The 17,304-nt window shown below is 65.4% G+C and carries 16 protein-coding genes and 4 tRNA genes; 12 read left to right on the top strand and 8 right to left on the bottom strand.

The annotated features are described in order from the left end of the window. Nucleotides 1–339 precede the first annotated feature (339 nt). Entirely contained in the window at nucleotides 340–1,287 is a 948-nt protein-coding gene (locus DMB37_RS08075; protein ID WP_240772294.1) for a hypothetical protein, read from the top strand. Here DMB37_RS08075 and DMB37_RS08070 read toward each other — a convergent pair. Both DMB37_RS08070 and DMB37_RS08065 read right to left on the bottom strand, forming a co-directional pair. Then, a complete protein-coding gene (locus tag DMB37_RS08070) occupies nucleotides 1,253–2,482 on the bottom strand; it encodes a sigma factor-like helix-turn-helix DNA-binding protein (protein ID WP_135232169.1) in 1,230 nt (409 codons plus the stop codon). The genes DMB37_RS08075 and DMB37_RS08070 overlap by 35 nt on opposite strands. A 229-nt stretch (nucleotides 2,483–2,711) precedes the next feature. Further along, the gene (locus DMB37_RS08065) at nucleotides 2,712–3,044 is read right to left on the bottom strand and encodes a helix-turn-helix transcriptional regulator (RefSeq protein ID WP_206055319.1); all 333 of its coding nucleotides are present in this window, start codon (nucleotides 3,042–3,044) and stop codon (nucleotides 2,712–2,714) included. Nucleotides 3,045–3,129: 85 nt separating this feature from the next. Between DMB37_RS08065 and DMB37_RS08060 the strand changes: the two genes are divergently transcribed. After that, nucleotides 3,130–3,900, top strand: coding sequence for a glucose 1-dehydrogenase (locus DMB37_RS08060; RefSeq protein WP_135232167.1), 771 nt, complete (start codon nucleotides 3,130–3,132; stop codon nucleotides 3,898–3,900). Between the two features lie 480 nt (nucleotides 3,901–4,380). Then, nucleotides 4,381–6,411: a DNA topoisomerase (ATP-hydrolyzing) subunit B gene (gene gyrB, locus DMB37_RS08055; RefSeq protein ID WP_135232166.1), complete on the top strand. Its 2,031-nt coding sequence runs from the start codon at nucleotides 4,381–4,383 to the stop codon at nucleotides 6,409–6,411. Between the two features lie 3 nt (nucleotides 6,412–6,414). Here the strand turns inward: gyrB and DMB37_RS08050 are convergent, their stop codons facing one another. The 5 genes from DMB37_RS08050 to DMB37_RS08030 form a co-directional block, all read right to left on the bottom strand. Continuing rightward, a complete protein-coding gene (locus DMB37_RS08050; protein ID WP_135232165.1) occupies nucleotides 6,415–7,035 on the bottom strand; it encodes a hypothetical protein in 621 nt (206 codons plus the stop codon). A 37-nt stretch (nucleotides 7,036–7,072) separates the two neighbouring features. Next, on the bottom strand, nucleotides 7,073–7,396 hold the full coding sequence (locus tag DMB37_RS08045; protein WP_135232164.1) for a hypothetical protein: 324 nt from the start codon (nucleotides 7,394–7,396) through the stop codon (nucleotides 7,073–7,075). A gap of 682 nt (nucleotides 7,397–8,078) precedes the next feature. Then, nucleotides 8,079–8,153, bottom strand: a tRNA-Val gene (locus tag DMB37_RS08040). A gap of 1 nt (nucleotide 8,154) precedes the next feature. Further along, a tRNA-Cys gene (locus DMB37_RS08035) sits at nucleotides 8,155–8,225 on the bottom strand. Nucleotides 8,226–8,271: 46 nt separating this feature from the next. Continuing rightward, a tRNA-Gly gene (locus tag DMB37_RS08030) sits at nucleotides 8,272–8,343 on the bottom strand. A gap of 358 nt (nucleotides 8,344–8,701) precedes the next feature. On the opposite strand from DMB37_RS08030, the gene DMB37_RS08025 reads away from it, so the two are divergent. The 9 genes from DMB37_RS08025 (at nucleotide 8,702) to DMB37_RS07985 (ending at nucleotide 16,477) form a co-directional block, all read left to right on the top strand. Beyond that, a tRNA-Val gene (locus DMB37_RS08025) sits at nucleotides 8,702–8,773 on the top strand. Nucleotides 8,774–9,217: 444 nt separating this feature from the next. Next, on the top strand, nucleotides 9,218–9,514 hold the full coding sequence (locus DMB37_RS41890) for a co-chaperone YbbN (protein WP_135232163.1): 297 nt from the start codon (nucleotides 9,218–9,220) through the stop codon (nucleotides 9,512–9,514). Nucleotides 9,515–9,711: 197 nt separating this feature from the next. After that, on the top strand, nucleotides 9,712–10,551 hold the full coding sequence (gene panC, locus DMB37_RS08015) for a pantoate--beta-alanine ligase (RefSeq protein ID WP_135232162.1): 840 nt from the start codon (nucleotides 9,712–9,714) through the stop codon (nucleotides 10,549–10,551). 58 nt (nucleotides 10,552–10,609) lie between these two features. Then, on the top strand, nucleotides 10,610–11,755 hold the full coding sequence (locus DMB37_RS08010; RefSeq protein WP_135232161.1) for a serine hydrolase: 1,146 nt from the start codon (nucleotides 10,610–10,612) through the stop codon (nucleotides 11,753–11,755). Further along, nucleotides 11,746–12,696, top strand: a complete 951-nt coding sequence (locus DMB37_RS08005) for an ABC transporter ATP-binding protein (RefSeq protein ID WP_135232160.1) — start codon at nucleotides 11,746–11,748, stop codon at nucleotides 12,694–12,696. The genes DMB37_RS08010 and DMB37_RS08005 overlap by 10 nt, the downstream gene beginning before the upstream one ends. Then, nucleotides 12,693–13,445 carry an ABC transporter permease gene (locus DMB37_RS08000; RefSeq protein ID WP_135232159.1) on the top strand — a complete coding sequence of 251 codons (753 nt, stop codon included), beginning with the start codon at nucleotides 12,693–12,695 and terminating at the stop codon, nucleotides 13,443–13,445. Before DMB37_RS08005 ends, DMB37_RS08000 begins: the two co-directional genes overlap by 4 nt. A 46-nt stretch (nucleotides 13,446–13,491) precedes the next feature. Then, entirely contained in the window at nucleotides 13,492–14,820 is a 1,329-nt protein-coding gene (locus DMB37_RS07995; protein WP_135232158.1) for an aminotransferase class III-fold pyridoxal phosphate-dependent enzyme, read from the top strand. Between the two features lie 9 nt (nucleotides 14,821–14,829). Next, entirely contained in the window at nucleotides 14,830–16,248 is a 1,419-nt protein-coding gene (locus tag DMB37_RS07990; protein WP_135232157.1) for a class I adenylate-forming enzyme family protein, read from the top strand. A gap of 1 nt (nucleotide 16,249) precedes the next feature. After that, entirely contained in the window at nucleotides 16,250–16,477 is a 228-nt protein-coding gene (locus DMB37_RS07985; protein ID WP_167768777.1) for an acyl carrier protein, read from the top strand. Here the strand turns inward: DMB37_RS07985 and DMB37_RS07980 are convergent. Then, nucleotides 16,459–17,259, bottom strand: a complete 801-nt coding sequence (locus DMB37_RS07980) for an SDR family NAD(P)-dependent oxidoreductase (RefSeq protein ID WP_135232155.1) — start codon at nucleotides 17,257–17,259, stop codon at nucleotides 16,459–16,461. The genes DMB37_RS07985 and DMB37_RS07980 overlap by 19 nt on opposite strands. Nucleotides 17,260–17,304 lie beyond the last annotated feature (45 nt).

Below are 17,304 nucleotides of genomic sequence, written 5' to 3'. Positions count from 1 at the left end.
ATCGGCGACCAGCCGGGCGCACCCCGGTCGTAGCCTATGCGGTTTCCGGCTCCGGCGGCAGCCCGAAGACCGGCGACGGCGCACATCGGCGCGTGGCGCAACGAAATCGCAGGATGGCGCCAACTGTCAATCCACCGACATATCCGTGTTGTTGTGGTCGCCCGCTGCCCCGAAATTACTTGTGCCACAGCCTACACCAGGCCTTGGACCGGAAATCTGCCGATGAGGCGCACCCGGGCGCGGGGTAAAGGGGACTGGCGAGGTTCGCGAGTCTGACGCACTCTTGATCTATGGCGTAGGTCGCCAGACCTGCGGTGGTTTGGGCAGGGGAGTGGTCGCGTGAGAACGAAGCAGCGGGCGGAGATCGCCTGCGGGCGCCGGGCGATGCTCGCCGAGTTGGGTATTACGGACGGTCCGGGCCGAGCCCGCGGACAGTCCGGCGGGTATGGCTGTAAGTGTCCGGAATGTGACGCCGCGCAATGGGATATGCGGCGGTTGAAATATTGGGTGTGCGGCCGGTTGCTGGCGTACGGCGCCGACGTGGCCGAGGTGGACCGGCGGGTTGCTGGGCTGCCGGTGGACATCTATTGGCGCAAGGGCGACCGCGAGTACGTCATCGAGGTGCGCAGTGGATCGCTGGAACGAACTCTCGCGCAGGAACATACGGAGCGGTTGCGCGCGGCGGGCATCACGGAGGTGCTGTGGTTGTGCCCGCCCGGCTACTGGGTCGATCATCTGCATGCGCTCGGCATCGCCGATTTCGCCCCGCCCGCATGCGATTACCAGGCGGTGGCCGGTGTGCTGGACACCGCGCACAGTGCGGTGGCCGCGCCGAGCCGGCAGCCGCTGGAGTTGCGTGAGTTCATCCACGGCTGGGTCACCGGCGACATCGTCTGGGGATATCGTGATGTGTCGAAAGGAGGTTGGGCCACCGTGGCCGACTGGGAGCACCACACGAAAACGCAGGCGATGATCATCTCCCGGCAGCGTCAGGAGCTGGTGAATCAGCGCACCACCCTCGCGCTGTCCCGGAAAACCGTGCGCGACAAGCAGAAAAACCTCATGAAGCTGACCGCTCGGTTGGAGCGTGCGGAGCTGGAGGCGCAGGAGCGCGCCGAGGCCCTCGCGCAGGCGCGGCGCAAGCTCGACGACCACCACCGGCTCGACACCTCACTGCGGGCCACCATCAAGAACCTGCAGCAGACCATCAATCACTGGCAGTTGATGACCTGCTGCGCGATGATGCTGATCGTCACGTTCCTGGCGGGCGCGATGGTGGTGCGCTGAGCTGAAACGGGCCGCGGTCCCAACGCCATTCGTTGCGCAGGACCAACGCGACGAAATCGAGGAGCTCGAGGCCGGTCTCGGCGCGCACCTGCCGGATCGCCGACCACGGCACCGGCCCGTGCTCGAGTAGTTCGGTGAGCTCGGCTGCGGCGGCCGCGTCGACCTTCCGGGCGAGCAGATCGGGGATGCCGAGCAGGCTGCCGGTCCAGATGAGCCAGCCCCAACCCTTGCTGTGCGCGTACGCGCGCCCGACGGCGGCCTTTGCCCGATTGACGTGGAAGGCAACGTGTCCGAGCGGCTGGACATCGATCAGCACGATCCGGCCGTCGGTGAGCCGGGCCGCGATGCTCGGATAGTAGAGCTCGTCCGTGCCGTTCACGTCGTATGTGATCGCGCCGGGCTGTTCCTGGAACGAGTCGACGAGGTCGCTGGCGTTGAGGATCCACAGCAACCGTGCCTCCAACCCGGAGTCGAACGGCACGTCGCGGCCGACCTTATCCAGGTAGAAGTGCCCGCGCCCGTCGTCGTCGCTGTCGACGGTGCGGGCCGAGGTCACCGGTAGCGCGTCCGGCGTACCCGAGGGCGGCCAATCCACTTGCCCCAGCCAGGGATTCAGCTGGCTCGTCGCGCGCGGTTCGGCGTCGCGCAGTTTGGCCAGCCGCCGGTTCGTCTTCTTCTGCCAAGCCGCGATCCGTTGTGTTACGAAACCGGCGATCCGTTTGGCGTCCTCGGCAGCGTGCCCGGCCAGCCGCAACTTCAAGTACGACAACTCGTTTGCCGCGATATCGGTGTCGGTGGCGTAGGTCTCCACCAGCAGTGCGCGCACCAGTTGCTGGTCGCGGGCGCCGATCGGATAGCGCTCGGCGAACACGTTCGCTGCCCGGTGCCCGCTGAGTTGGGCGTTGCGAATCAGCTGGCCGACAGCCTTGGTGTGCAGCTGCCGAATCCGGTCGCGGGACAGGTCGTAGCGGGCACCGATCTTGGCGAGCGTCTCGGGCGGCTCCCCGGTGACGCCGAGCCGGTAGGACAGGATCTCGCCGTCCTTGGCTTTGCGGTCCGCCTGCAGCGCGATCAAATCGGCGAGCAGCTCGTTGACTTCTTCGAGCTCGAACGAGATATCGTCCTGCAGATCGAGCAGTTCGGGGTCCGTCCCGTCCGCCGCCGCGGGCGCCTCGACCTCCCGGCTTGCCGTCACGCTGGACCCCCTCGGCTCGGTTTCATGTGCGGCTCAGCCTAATGCCGGGCACCGACAATTCCGGCGCACCGGCTGCGGTGGGGTGGTTGTCGCCGTGGTGATGTCCCCGCCGCCTCTTTGCTTGCCGTCACTGACGACGGCCGAGCCTGTTCTTCGAGTCGGCCGATAGCGTCACTGACAGTCGTGAATCTCAACGAGTCTCGCCAGTGCGATTGCGGGCAGCGATCTTTCAGCGCGCGATCTCGGCGAACGGGTCCTCGGTTTCACTGCGGGCCGCGGCGAGGACGGCATCCAGCAAGCCGGGGAACCGGGCATCGAGGTCTTCGCGGCGCAACGATTGCAGGGTTTCCCGGCCGGAGACGCGCTGCCAGATGATGCCCGCATCGCGCAGCACTCGGTAGTGATGGGTCAGGTTCGACTTAGGCACGCCGTCCACGATCGAACCGCAGGTGTGCTCGCAGCCGTCGGCCAGCACGCGAACGATGCACAGCCGCAGCGGGTTTCCCACGGCGGAGAGCACGTTCGCCAACTGGATCTGGTCCCGTTCGGGATGCGCGGTCATCACGGCTTCAGGATAACTCGACTGTTGACATACAGTCGAACTGTACGTAAGTATTCGAACAGTTCAACTGTTGAAAGGTCGGCCCATGCCCGCTAGTAGTTCTCGCTTCGACGACAAGATCGCGCTCATCACCGGCGGCACCAGCGGTATGGGGTTGGCGACCGCGCGTCGCCTGCTCGACGAAGGTGCGCGAGTCGTCATCACCGGTCGTGACACGGCCCGCCTCGATGCCGCCGTCCAGGAATTGGGCAGCGCGGACCGCGTGCTCGCGGTACCCGGCGACGCCGCGAATCTCGCCGACCTCGACGCGTTGACGGCCGCCATCCGGGACCGGTTCGGGCGGCTGGATGTGGTCTTCGCCAATGCGGGAGTCGGCGCGTTCCAGCAGATCGCCGACGTCACCGAAGCGGAGTTCTACCGCGTGGTCGATATCAACTTCAAAGCGGCGTTCTTCACCATCCAGCAGACCCTTCCGCTGCTGGCCGACCACGGTGCGATCGTGATCAACGCGTCGTTCGCGGTGCATCGGGGTAGCCCCGGTGCGGCGCTGTACTCCGCGACCAAAGCGGCAGTGCACAACCTGGCGCGCACGTTGGCAGCCGAGCTGGCGCCCCGGGGAATTCGGGTCAACTCGGTGAGTCCGGGCTACACCGCCACTCCGGCGTTCGAGGCCGAGGCGTCGACGGACGTGCAGGCTGCCCTCGGCGCCACGGTCGCCGCGGGTCGCATCGGTACGTCCGAGGAGGTTGCCGGGGCGGTGGCGTTCCTGGCGTCGGACGAAGGGGCTTACATCAACGGGCACGACCTGCTCATCGATGGGGGATTGGTGTCTGCCACTCCTGCGGCCATGATTTAGATCTGCGCCGAGGGCTCGAAGCCCGGTCGCTGCTCGTCGCCCGGGGTCGGCCGGCTGATCACCGACCAGTCGGTTTGTATGCATCGGCGGCTCCGGGTTGCGAGCGCTCGTGTTGCCTGAATTGTCGTAGTTTCCGAGCGTTGAGCAAGGTTGTTGACGCGGCAAGTAGGGCTCATCTTGCCGGTTCGGCCGTTTTCCTTTGTTTGGTGTCTAGCGTGCACGCAGAGCGTCTGGTAGTGGACAGCAAATAGGGGGGATCGAGTGGAACGGTTTTGGAGGATCTACGGCGATCACAGACTTGTTAAATGCCCATGTCTCGTCCATCTATGGCTAGGATGGAGAAGTAACTAGCGGCGAACCCTTCGGCGCGTTGCGCGCAGCACGCGCGAGGACCCGTACCTCCCGGTGACACCCTCCTGGGCCTTCCGTGTGCGAACGCCGCTGCGCCGGAGCTCGGCAAGTAAGGAGGGCGACCGACCAATGGCTGCCAAAGACGCCCCGGCAAGCGGCTCGCACAGGGGGAAATCGCGCAAGAAGGACTACGGCGCCTCATCCATCACGGTCCTCGAGGGGCTCGAAGCGGTTCGCAAGCGGCCGGGCATGTACATCGCCGACACCGGTGAGCGCGGCCTGCATCAGTTGGTGCGCGAGATCGTCGACAACTCCGTCGACGAGGCGATGGCCGGCTATGCCACCCGGGTCGAGGTCACCCTGCTCGCCGACGGCGGTGTCGAGGTGGCCGACGACGGCCGCGGTATCCCGGTGGAGATGCACGCGCAGGGGATGCCGACCGTCGAGGTCGTCATGACCCAGCTGCACGCGGGCGGCAAATTCGACTCCGAGACCTACGCGGTATCCGGCGGCCTGCACGGCGTGGGCCTATCGGTGGTCAACGCCCTGTCGACCCGGATCGAGTTGGCGATCGACCGCGACGGTTACCACTGGACGCAGAACTACCTGCGCGCCAAACCCGAGGAACTGGTGCGCGGTGCGCCGACCAAGCGCACGGGCAACACCACCAGGTTCTGGCCGGATCCCGAGATCTTCGAGACCACCACTTTCCACTTCGAGACGGTCGCCCGGCGCATGCAGGAGATGGCGTTCCTCAACCAGGGCCTGACGATCGTCCTGACCGACGAGCGAGCCACCGCCGCCGACGAGGTGGACAGCGAGGTCGCCGAAGCGCCGAAGGGTGCCGAGGATATGCCCGCCGAGCAGGTGAAAACGCGGACCTATCACTACCCCGGTGGTTTGGCAGACTTCGTCCGGCACCTCAACCGGACCAAGCAGCCGATCCACAACTCGGTCGTCGGGTTCACCGGCAAAGGCTCCGGCCACGAGCTGGAGGTCGCGATGCAGTGGAACGCAGGGTATTCGGAGTCGGTGCACAGTTTCGCCAACACGATCAACACGCACGAGGGCGGCACGCACGAGGAGGGTTTCCGTGCGGCGTTGACCACGGTGGTCAACAAGTACGCCAGGGACAAGAGGTTGCTCAAGGAGAAAGACGGCAACCTGACCGGTGACGACATCCGCGAGGGCCTGGCGGCCATCGTGAGTCTGAAAGTCGCCGAGCCGCAGTTCGAGGGGCAAACGAAGACGAAACTCGGCAACACCGAGGTCAAGTCCTTCGTCCAGCGCACCTGCAACGAGCACCTCGCCTACTGGTTCGAAGCCAATCCCGCCGACGCCAAAACAATTGTCACCAAAGCTATCTCGTCAGCTCAAGCGCGCACGGCCGCCCGCAAGGCGCGCGAACTCGTCCGCCGCAAGAGCGCCAATGATCTCGGTGGTCTGCCGGGCAAGCTTGCTGATTGCCGGTCCAAGGATCCGAGTAGGTCTGAGATCTACATCGTCGAGGGTGACTCCGCCGGTGGTTCGGCCAAGTCCGGGCGTGACTCGATGTATCAGGCGATCCTGCCGCTGCGCGGAAAGATCATCAATGTCGAGAAGGCCCGGATCGATCGGGTGTTGAAGAACAACGAAGTCCAGTCGATCATCACCGCGTTCGGTACCGGTATCCATGACGAGTTCGATATCGCGAAGTTGCGTTATCACAAGATCGTGCTGATGGCCGACGCCGATGTCGACGGCCAGCACATCGCGACGTTGCTGCTGACGTTGTTGTTCCGGTTCATGCGTCCGCTGGTCGAGCAGGGGCACGTGTATCTGGCTCAGCCGCCGCTGTACAAGCTCAAGTGGCAGCGCAGCGATCCGGAGTTCGCCTACTCCGACCGCGAACGCGACACCCTGCTGGCCGAGGGGCTCGCCGCAGGCAAGAAGATCAACCGCGACGACGGCGTCCAACGCTACAAGGGTCTCGGCGAGATGAACGCCAAAGAACTCTGGGAGACCACCATGGACCCGTCGGTCCGGGTGCTACGCCGGGTGACCCTGGACGACGCCGCCGCGGCCGACGAACTCTTCAGTGTGCTGATGGGCGAAGACGTGGCAGCCCGCCGCAGCTTCATCACTCACAACGCCAAAGACGTCCGCTTCCTCGACGTTTGAGCGTCAGTCGTCCTCGAACACCGGGCCTTCGTGCAGCACAGCGCCGTTGCCGTCGTACACCCGGACCGTGAGGTGGCGCGTCGCGGCACGCTGCTGCTCGCCGGTGTCACTGCCGAACAGCACGTCCAAAATTTCGTTGGTCGACGCGCCCGCTTCCCGCAGCTCGCCCATCTGTCGCTCGAACGGCAGATCGAGATCGATTGTCACGCCGAATGTTCGAGCAACAATGTCGGCGTCGAAGACCGTCCCGTCCTGACTGATCATCTCCAGTTTGCCGGCACCCGCGGCAATCTCGCCCGACACCCCGTGCTGCCGCACATTCGCGATCGAGAACGGACGCCGGCTGAAATCGCCCCGAAACCCATCACCCCAGATATTGCCGAGGGGTAGTGGGCTCTCATCGAACAACAACTCGCCCGCATGACCGGAATCGTTGTAAGCCAACAGCGAGCCACCGGCGGTGCGGGCCCCGATGCGCGCACCCGGGTGCCACCCGGCATGCGAGACCGACAGCACCGGCCGACTGTTCACCTCCGCATCCCGGTACGCCGCGCCGAAAGCTTGCAAATCCGCCCCCAACTGCCGTGCTGGATCATCGAACCGTGCATCGTCCGGTGAACTCATCGCGCCCTGACCCTCTTTCCCTAGTTCGTTCGAGAACTCAACCGCAGCAGAACGGATCGTCGCACGGCTCGCCGACCTCGCTGCCGTATGCGACGAAGTCCCGCACCGGTGCCAAGACCGCCTGGGCGGTCTCCGGTTCCAGCAACGGTGCGGAACGATCGAGCGGCCGGCCCCACGACGGAGGTGTGTCATCGATATCGAACCGCACTACGCCATCGATGAACAGCGTCCACAATGCGTGATCCGGAAAACTGTTGAGCCGCAACACCCACCACTGATCCTCGACCAAGGCGGCCACCGGAAAGTGGACGTTCCGCGTGAACCGCCACTCGGGTCTCGCATGCAGCTCAGGCCGTGACATCCCCTCATTCTCTTCGATCTCACGGCCACAGCGCGAGCGCGCCGACCGCGGGAACAGCTACCGCACAATTCCCGCGGCCGCGCCCACCGACTATCCAGCCGAACCCGTCCGCGAAGTGTTGTCGACCACCGCACCGCGATAGTCGATCCACAACACCTCCTCGGTGACATCACCCGGCCGCCCGCACGTCACCGAGATCGTCACCGTCGTATGCGGTCGAATCCGCTCCCGCACGGCACCTGCCCCGTCATCCGCCTCTCATACCAATCCGAGCGCGAGGCCACCCCCTCCACCCGATACGTGTCATCGGTGTCATTACGACAAACAAACCCCTCGCACGACACCCCCGGTGCCAACTCCTGCGCAGCCGCCTGCGGTACCAAAACACCCACCGTGCTCACGACCAAAGCAGCAACCCCCACCCCCGAGCCCCAACTTGTGACGCATGTATAACTCTCCGTTCGAGAACCCGACCGCACGCCAACGTACTGACGAGGCATGCCCCACCGATCAGTTCCCGATCAGCGTCAGATCATCCGCGCGTGGGCGGCGGCGGCCGCGGCGGCTCTCGGATCAGGGCGAAAAGGAGACCAGCCTCGGCTTGAACCGGAACTGATCTGGTGCGAATCTGGCACGAAACAAGAAAGGCCCCCTCGAAAGGGGGCCTGACCTGGTACTACGGTGGTGCGCGATACTGGGATTGAACCAGTGACCTCTTCCGTGTCAGGGAAGCGCTCTCCCGCTGAGCTAATCGCGCGAGGTGGAGACGGGAATCGAACCCGTGTGCACGGCTTTGCAGGCCGTTGCCTCACCACTCGGCCACTCCACCGTGCGAAGGGGGACGGCGAAACTAAGTGCCTTGCCCTACCTCTTCGAGCGGATGACGGGATTCGAACCCGCGACCCTCACCTTGGCAAGGTGATGCGCTACCACTGCGCTACATCCGCATTCTTTGCATCTCGGCGGCTGTGGTGGCCTCCGTGGTGCGAGACAGAACATTAGCGGACGCCCGGTGAAAGCTACAAATCCGCTGGTAGAACGGGGGAAATCGGCGAGGTTGCCAGTGGGGCGGAGGTGGCCGATGTGGTTGAGGAGGTTCCACCCGAGCTCCAGCAGGGTTGCCGGGCCGCCGCACAGAGGAGCGCGGCCCGTCCGGCACCCCTGTCGAGCCGGCCTGCCGCACACCGCCTTCCGCCCCTGTTCGGGTGGCGATTTGGTGAACCGCCGGTGGCGCATGCTAATGTTCCATCTCGTTCGGAGGGTGCACCCGCGCCACCCGGCCCGCCACCATGTGGCATGAGTTCAGGTCCCATAGCTCAGCGGGAGAGCGTCCGCCTCACACGCGGAAGGTCGCTGGTTCGAAACCAGCTGGGACCACCGAATCCCCTCGACAGTATCTGGTCGGGGGGATTTTTGGTGTGATGGGGCAGGTCGGAGCGCTGGAGAAAAGCATGCTCCCGGGTGGGTGGACTATCCAGCAGGTGCGGCGACGCGCCCAGGACGACACCGTGGAGGTGTTGGATCCCGGCATTTCATGCTCCTCGTGAACCGAATCAATCCGCCCCGTTGGACGTCGACGTGATTATCGGGTTCACCGGCCTGTGCCTCGCGCACCGGGTCGCAGACGGTGAGTGGTACATGGGTCACCGAGCCGAGCGGGGAGAGCCGATTTACTGCTGGTCCAGCTACGGCGCGGACCTCGGTGTCGCGATCGACGGACTGTAGGGCGATATTCCGACCAGTTTCCGGCGATGGGCGTACAAGCGGCGGGAAAATCCGGGATCATCGGTGGGGCAACGTATTCCGAGGGCGGGGGATCCCATGTCGGGGACTTTGAAGGATGTTACGGACGCGTCGTTCGAGCGGGAGATCGAGAGATCTGATCGGCCGGTGTTGGTTTTGTTTTGGGCGGCGTGGGATGGGTGGGCTGAGTATCAGGCGGTGTTGGGGGAGGTGGTTGCCGGGTATGGGGGCAAGGTTGATGGGTGTCGGATCACTGCTGATGAGCATGCCGATACTGCAGGCAAGTGTGGGGTTCGGGCGCTTCCACGGTGGTTCTGTTCAACCAGGGAGTGGGGGTGGCGCAGAAGCCCGGTGTGCGGACGAAGGAGCAGTTGATGGCCTTCATCGATCAGCATCTCTGAGTCTGGCTGGTAGCGAGACTAAGCAACGGTTTAGGCGCGAAACCTGTTCGGAGTACGGCGGATTCGGGAACGTCCGGCGAACTCCTTGTTAAGATTCGCCGTGTGCAGCGCGCGTGGGGGATTTCACACGTCCGCGGTGGCTGCGCTTCGTATCGCTGAGGGAATCACGTGATGATCGTTGTTCGGAGTGTCGCGGAAGTGCGGCAGGCCTTGGCGGAGCCCCGTGGTCGGGGGGAGAGCATCGGGTACGTGCCCACTATGGGGGCGCTGCATGACGGGCATCTTGCGCTCGTTCGGGCGGCCAGGGCGCGTGATGATGTGGTGGTGGCTTCGATTTTCGTCAATCCGTTGCAGTTCGGGCCGGATGAGGATTTCGATTCGTATCCGCGTGATGAGGACAGGGATCTGGCGCTTTGTGCGAAGGCGGAGGCGGACATTGCCTGGTTGCCCTCGGCGGATGAGTTGTTCCCGCCGGGTTTCGGGTTGACGGTCGCGGTGCCTCGCTTGTCGTCCGTGTTGTGTGGGGTGGGTAGGCCGACGCACTTCGCCGGCGTCACGACCGAGATGTCGAAGATTCTGCTGCTGCTCGCGCCGACGGCGGTGTACCTGGGGGAGAAAGACTTTCAGCAGTTGGTGGTGATGCGGGCCGTTATTCGCGATCTGGGATTGCCGATCGAGGTGCGGTCGGTGCCCACGGTGCGCGAGCCGGACGGGCTGGCACTTTCGTCCAGGAACGCTTACCTCGGTACCACCGAACGGCGCACGGCCGCCTCGCTGTTCCGAATCTTGACGGAGCTCGCCGAGAAGTTGCGGGCGGAACCCGGCTCGGTTGCCGAGGTGCTCGCCGAGGGTCGGCGGGCACTGATCGAGGCGAGCATGGACCGCGTCGAATACTTGGAGCTGGTCGACCGGGAGACCCTGGACCCGGTCCGTGACGCCACCAAAAGCAACCGCCTCGTCGCGGCTGTCTGGCTCGGAAGTACCCGCCTGATCGACAACACGGAGATTTAACCGACGGCGTACTCGGCGCTGAAGTACGGATGCACATGGGGGGCGCGGAGGGCGACGAATGGACATGATGACGGAGCTGCTGGACGCCGTATCGGCCGAGGTGGCTGCGCGCCGGTTACCGGGGGCCGTGGTCGCGGTGACCGACCGCGGGTCGCTGGTGGACCTGCGCGCCGTCGGCGACCTCGACCCGAACAGCGGGCTACCGATGCGCGAGGACGCCATCTTCCGGATCTACTCCATGACGAAGGTCCTCACCGCGCTGGCGACGTTGACGATGGTGGCCGAAGGCCGCCTACGGCTGACGGACCCGGTCGCCGAGTGGCTGCCCTGCTTCGCCGGCATCCGCGTCGAGGAGGGCGGTGTGCTGCGCCCACCGCGTCGCCCGCTGGTGCTGCACGACCTGCTGCGGCAGACCGCGGGCATCGGCGGCGGACACCACACCTCGGCGAACATCAAGCCGTACTACGAGCGAGCGCAACTGCAGAAGTACGAACACCGAACCGACACACCGACCTTGGACGAGATCGTCCAGAAGATAGCGACCCTGCCGCTGGCCGCTGACCCGGGCACCAGGTGGGAATACGGCGTGGCCATGGATGTCCTGGGCCGCATTCTAGAAATCGCGGACAACCGTCCACTCGACGAGGTGATCGAGCATCGGGTCTGCCGCCCACTCGGACTGCGCGACACCGGCTTCCACGTCCGGCAAGCGGACTCGAACCGCGTCGCTCAACCATTCGAGGACGCCCCGGCCACACCCAAAAACCTTGTGACACACCAAGAAAGACCCGCCTGGCTATCGGCCGGTTCAGGCGGCTACTCCACCGCCCTCGACTTCACGAAACTGCTGTGCGCGATCACCCCGGACAGTGACGGCCACCTGTCCGTCCCCGCACTGGGCCCCATCACCAGGGAACTGTTCGTAGACCAGATCGGACAGCTGGCCGGAGGCGGCCCCGACTACATCCCGGGAAAGGGCTATGGCTTCTCTTACGGCCTGCACGTACCGAGCAGCGATCCGGCCTGGACAGCGCCGCAGGCGAACACCGCCGGCTGGCTGGGCCGCGCCGCGAGCTGCTTCGTCCGCAACACCTCCACCGGGGCAGGCGCGGTCCTGATGACCCAGTGCTACGGACGAGCGGTCGACTACCGGGATCAGGTCCGCTCGATCGTGGCGAGCCACCAGGCCACGTCATGGACGTAGCCGACGAGCCGGTTGTCCTGGTAGACGACCTGCGCAAGACCTACGGCTCGGTCGTCGCCCTGGACGGAGTAGGCCTGTCCGTCGGCCGCGGCGAAATCTTCGGACTGCTGGGCCGCAACGGCGCCGGAAAGTCCACGGCGCTCGACATCATCTGCGGCCTCGTCAAACCGACAGCCGGACGGGTGGAGGTCTTCGGCACCGACGTGCGCCGACACGGCCGCCGCCTACGCCGACGCATCGGCTATGTCCCGCAAGACAACACGGTGTACCTGGCCATGACGGTATGGCAGAACCTGCGCTTCGCCGCGATCGTCCGCGGCATGCCACGCCCCACCGCGCACCGCAGGGCCGCCGAGGTGATGGAGCGGCTCGGCCTCAGCCGCATAGCGGACCGGGGCGGCGCGCAACTCTCGGGCGGCGAGCGCCGCAGGCTGTCGATCGGCATGGGCATCGTGCATTCGCCCCCGCTGATGGTCTTGGACGAACCGAGCACCGGCGTCGATATCGACTCCCGCCAAGCCATCCACAACGTCCTCAGAGAACTGCGTGGCGAAGGCTCGACGATCCTCTACACGACCCACCACCTGGAGGAAGCCGAAATCCTCTGCGACCGAATCGGTGTGCTCTATGAGGGCACGCTCATCGTCACAACTGACGTGAAAAGCTTTGTGGCGGAGTACGCCAGCCCGTACTGCGAGATCATCAGCGAGCAGGCGGCGGCCGTGACGACCCTGCTGCACGACGTGCTACCCGACACCGCGATAACGGTGCATGGCAGGCGGATCCGGGTGGCAGCGCAACAGCCGGAGATCCTGCCGACTCTCGTCCGAGTGCTCGACGAGAGCGACTTACCGGTCAAAGATGTTCGCTCGGTACCTGTTTCGCTGGAGAACGCCTTCCTGCAGATCATCGAGCAGCGGCCGAGATCGGCGGCGCGATGACGATCACCTGGGCCTTCGTCCGAAAAGAACTGGCTACTTGGCGCCAGGACCCCACCCTGTTCGTATTCCTCTTCGCCGCACCACTGTTGATGCAAGCCCTGCTCAGCGACGCCTTCTCCGGCATCATCGGCGGCACCGGGGCCAATCAGACCGTCCCCGGCTTCACGGTGATGTTCGGCTTCTACGTGATGATGTTCATGGGCACGTCCCACTACCGCGAACACGCGTCCGGTGCTTGGAGTTTGGTCAAGGCCAGCGGCCTGTCCAGGGCAACGATGGCGATCCAACTCGCCATCCCGTATTTCGTGCTCTCCTCGGCGCAGATGGCGCTGTTGATTCTCACCGGCCGGTGGTTTTTCGGCGCGACGGTCAACGGCTCACTGCTCGCCTTGGCCGTCCTGATCCTGACCATCGCCTGGGCCGCCATCGCCCTCGGTCTGGTACTGATCTCGCTCACCCGGAACGTGTCCGCCATGCAAAATCTTTGCCAGCTGGTCGTTCTCGGTATGGGGGCGGTGGGCGGCGCCGTCGTACCGGTCCGGCTGATGCCCGCCTGGGACCGCCCGCTCGCGCCGCTGACCCCGCAGTACTGGGCGGTGGACGGCATGCAGCGGGTCCTCGCCCAGCAGGGGGGATTGGTGAGTATCGGGCCCAACCTGCTCGTGCTCGCCGGCTGGGCCGGTGTCCTATCGATCATCGCGACCTTCGCCTTCGATCCGGGCAGCCAGCGTCGCGTCGCTATTCGCTGACGGCGGGAAACCGCCGCGGTGTCGTAATCGAAAGGTGTGCAACACAATGGGAGATTCCGCGACAGCAAAAGGCCGGGTCATCCAGTCGTGGTCGAGGCAGGGCGGGGACCCGCCGCCGCGGATAGTCGGCGGCGACGGGTGCCGGTTCTTCGACGCCGCCGGACGGTCCTACCTCGACTTCGGCTCCCAGCTCGTCAACGCGAACCTGGGGCACAGCCGCACGGAGGTCCAGGAAGCGGTGCAGAAACAGGTGGCCACCATGGCCACGCTCGGCCGCCCGTGGGATGTCGAGATCGTCGGCGAGCTGGCGGACCGCCTCGCCGAGGTCACACCGGGTGACCTCAACTCGTTCTTCTTCGCGTGCAGCGGAACCGAGGCGAACGAGGCCGCGATCCGGCTGGCGCGGGCATACACCGGCCGGAGCAAGGTCATCGCCCGCTACCGCTCGTACCACGGCAGCACGGCAGGCGCCCTCACACTGACCGGTGAGCCGCGCCGTTGGGTCGGGGAGCCCGGCATGCCCGGCGTCGTCCGCATGCTGGACCCCTACACCTATCGTTGTCCCGCAGGCCATCCCACGCCGTGCCCGGTGTGCTCGGGCGCACCGCACCTGCGGGAACTGCTCCAGTACGAAGGCGCCGAGAACGTGGCAGCGGTGATCCTCGAGCCGGTCACCGGCATCAATGGCGTGATCGTCCCGCCCGACGGTTACTTGCAGGCGATCCGCGACGTGTGCACCGAGCACGGGATCCTGCTGATCTTCGATGAGGTGATGACCGGCTTCGGCCGCACCGGAAGCTGGTTCGCCTGCGACCGGTGGGGCGTCGTGCCCGACATCATCACCTGCGCAAAGGGATTGACCGCCGGTTACCTGCCGCTGGCGGCCGCCGCCGTGAGCGACCGGCTGTCGAGCTGGTTGCAGGACTCGGTCTTCCCGTACGGGTTGACCCACAGCGCCCATCCCGTCGGCTGCGCGGCCGCCGTCGCCGTGCTGGGCGTCTACCAGAAGGAACGACTCGTCGAACGCGCGGAGCGGCTCGGCCCGCTGATCGAGAAAGAGCTGCGCGCCTTGGCCGAACGGCATCCGTCGATCGGCGACATTCGCGGCAGCGGCTGCTTCTGGGGAATCGAACTGGTCACCGACCGCGCGAGCAAACAGCCGCTCGTCCCGTTCAACCCGGATGCCGCCGCCGCCGAACCGATGACGAGGCTGACCGCCGCGGCCTTCCGCAAGGGCTTGTATCTGCTCACCCACTGGAACATCATCCTGGTGTGCCCGCCGCTGATCATCGAGGAAGCAGAGCTCCGAGAAGGAATGGCTCTGTTGGACGAAACCTTGTGCATCGCCGATGAATACGTCGTCGGCAGCGGATAAGTGGCGACCATGACAGACAAGGTCTCGATCTGCGAGCTCATCGCGAAAACAGCGGCGGACCGGCCACTCGAGTGCGCCGTCAAGGTTCGCGGCTTCAACGCAGGCGAGGAGATCACCTGGCGTGAGCTCGTGTCGAAAACACACGAGCGAGCAGCGGAGTTCAGCCAGAACGGCTTACGCGCGGGCGACGTCGCGGCGGTCGCCCTGCCGGCCGGGATCGGTCACGTCATAGCGACGCTGGCGCTGTGGGAAGTCGGCGCCGCCGTGCTCCCGGTGGACCACCGATGGTCGGACACCATGAAGTCGAACATCGTCGACCGATACCCGCGAGGCTGGGCAGTCGAAGACAGCGGCTTGGTGTCCTATCACCAACGGGCAGGCGGAATCTCGGAACTGGCAGACGGCCTACCGAGATCGATATCGCTCTCCGGCGGAACGACCGGCGATCCGAAGCTCGTCATCAGAAACCGCCCGTGGGCGTACGACGAAAAGGGACCGCTCAGCCGCAAAGAACGCGAGCGGGGCATGGCATACGGTCAAACGCAGATCGTCGGACTCCCGCTCTACCACGCTGGTTTCGGCGCCCTGTACCACGGCCTCGCGCTGGGACACCGCATCATCATCCCGGGTAATGCCTCCCCGAAACTGTTCCTGGAGCTGCTCGAATCCGAAGGGGTGGAGGTCGTGCGGACCGTGCCCGCACAAATGGCCACGCTCATCCAAGCGAGCGGCATGGACAGTCACTGGTTCTCCTCGCTGCGCCTGGTCGTGCACACCGCGGCGAGGTGCCCGGAGACCGTGAAACGCCGCTGGCTGGAGCTGATCGATCCGACCACGGTGTACGAGGAATACGGCAGCGTCGAACGGATCGGCGTCCTCAGCATCCGCGGCGACGAGTGGCTCGAACATCCCGGATCCGTCGGCCGTCCGCTGCATTGCGCTGTCCGGATCTTGGACGAGTTCCACCGGGACGTCCCTGCCGGAACCACCGGCGAGCTGTTCATGACCGATGAGAACGCCGCACAACCCAGATACCTCGGCGCCGGCCCGAAATTGGCTGAAGTAGACGGACATTTCAGCGTCGGCGATCTGGCGTGGATGGACGACGAAGGCTACGTGACGCTGGTGGGCCGCAAGGACGACGCCATCAACGTCGGCGGCATAAAGGTTTTCCCCCGCGACATCGAACGGATCCTGGAACGCCACGACAAAGTACGCGACGTTCGCGTCCGCGCAATGCCCGATGCGGATCTCGGCGAGGTGGTCCATGCCGAGGTCAGCCTGCACGGCGGCGACCCAGCGCAGATCTCGGCCGAGCTGTTGCGCAGCTGCCACGACGAACTGACCAGAGCTCAGACACCACGAACGATCGAGATCGTGGACGATGTGCGCAGGACAGCATCGGGCAAGCTGCGGCGAAAGGACTGACGTGGAACGAATATGGTCCGTCGTCGGCAGGGTGTGCGGCAGCGACTACACCGAGCCCACCGCGAACTTCTACGAACTAGGCGGCGACTCACTCCTGGCCGGCGAGCTGATGTCCGCGCTCCGGGCGGAATTCGGCGTCACGGTCCCGATGAACCTCCTGTTCGAAGCCCCCGACATGGGTACCTTCGTCAAGGACGCGCTGGTGTCGACTCAACGCGGCGGCTCGTAGCGACCGTCCACGGCGGTCCAGCCGCCATCGACACACAGCATCGAGCCGGTGACGAAGCTGGCCGCGTCGGACGCCAAAAACGCGACCGCTCCGGCGATCTCACTCGGTTGCGCCCACCGGCCCAGCGCGCTCTTGGACGCGTATGCCTGCTGCCACTCCGGCACCTCGAAGATCGGATCGGTCAGCGGCGTCCGCACGACCCCGGGCGCGACGGCGTTCACCCGTACCCCGGCCGGGCCGAATTCCGCTGCGGCCCCGCGGATCAGCTGCACCAGCGCCGCCTTCGACGCCGCGTAAACGGCCTGCCCCGGTTCCACGGTGAGCGCGCGGATCGACGACATGCCCACGATCGAACCACCTCCCCGGGCGACCATGCCCTTCCCGAACGCCCGGATCATGTGGAAGGCGGCACGCAGGTTCAGGTCGAGGACGGCGTCGAATTCCGCTGTCTCATAGTCGAATAGGCGCTTACGGACATTCCGTCCCGTGGTGAAGACGAACACGTCCAGCTCGGCCAGTTCACCGGCGGCCGCCTCGACGGCAGCAGCATCCCGCGCATCCAACAGCACAGCGGTGGCAGGATGACCGGCCGCGGTCGCGGTTTCCTGCGCGCGCGCGAGATCGAGATCCGCACACACCACGTCCGCGCCGAGAGCCGCGAGAGCGAGCGCGGATTCGCGACCGATGCCGCTACCCGCGCCGACGACGAGGGCACGTTTCCCGTCGAGTCGAAACAGTGATCGATAGTCGACAGGAACATTGGCTGCGGGCTCCGCGGTCATCGGTTCGGTCCTAACTTGTTCATCACAAACGGTTGCCGTGCGTGG

The sequence above is a fragment of the Nocardia sp. CS682 genome (assembly GCF_004634405.1).
Classification (GTDB): domain Bacteria; phylum Actinomycetota; class Actinomycetes; order Mycobacteriales; family Mycobacteriaceae; genus Nocardia; species Nocardia ninae.
Note: the sequence above shows the minus strand (reverse complement) of the source record. Positions and strands in the feature narration are given on the sequence as shown.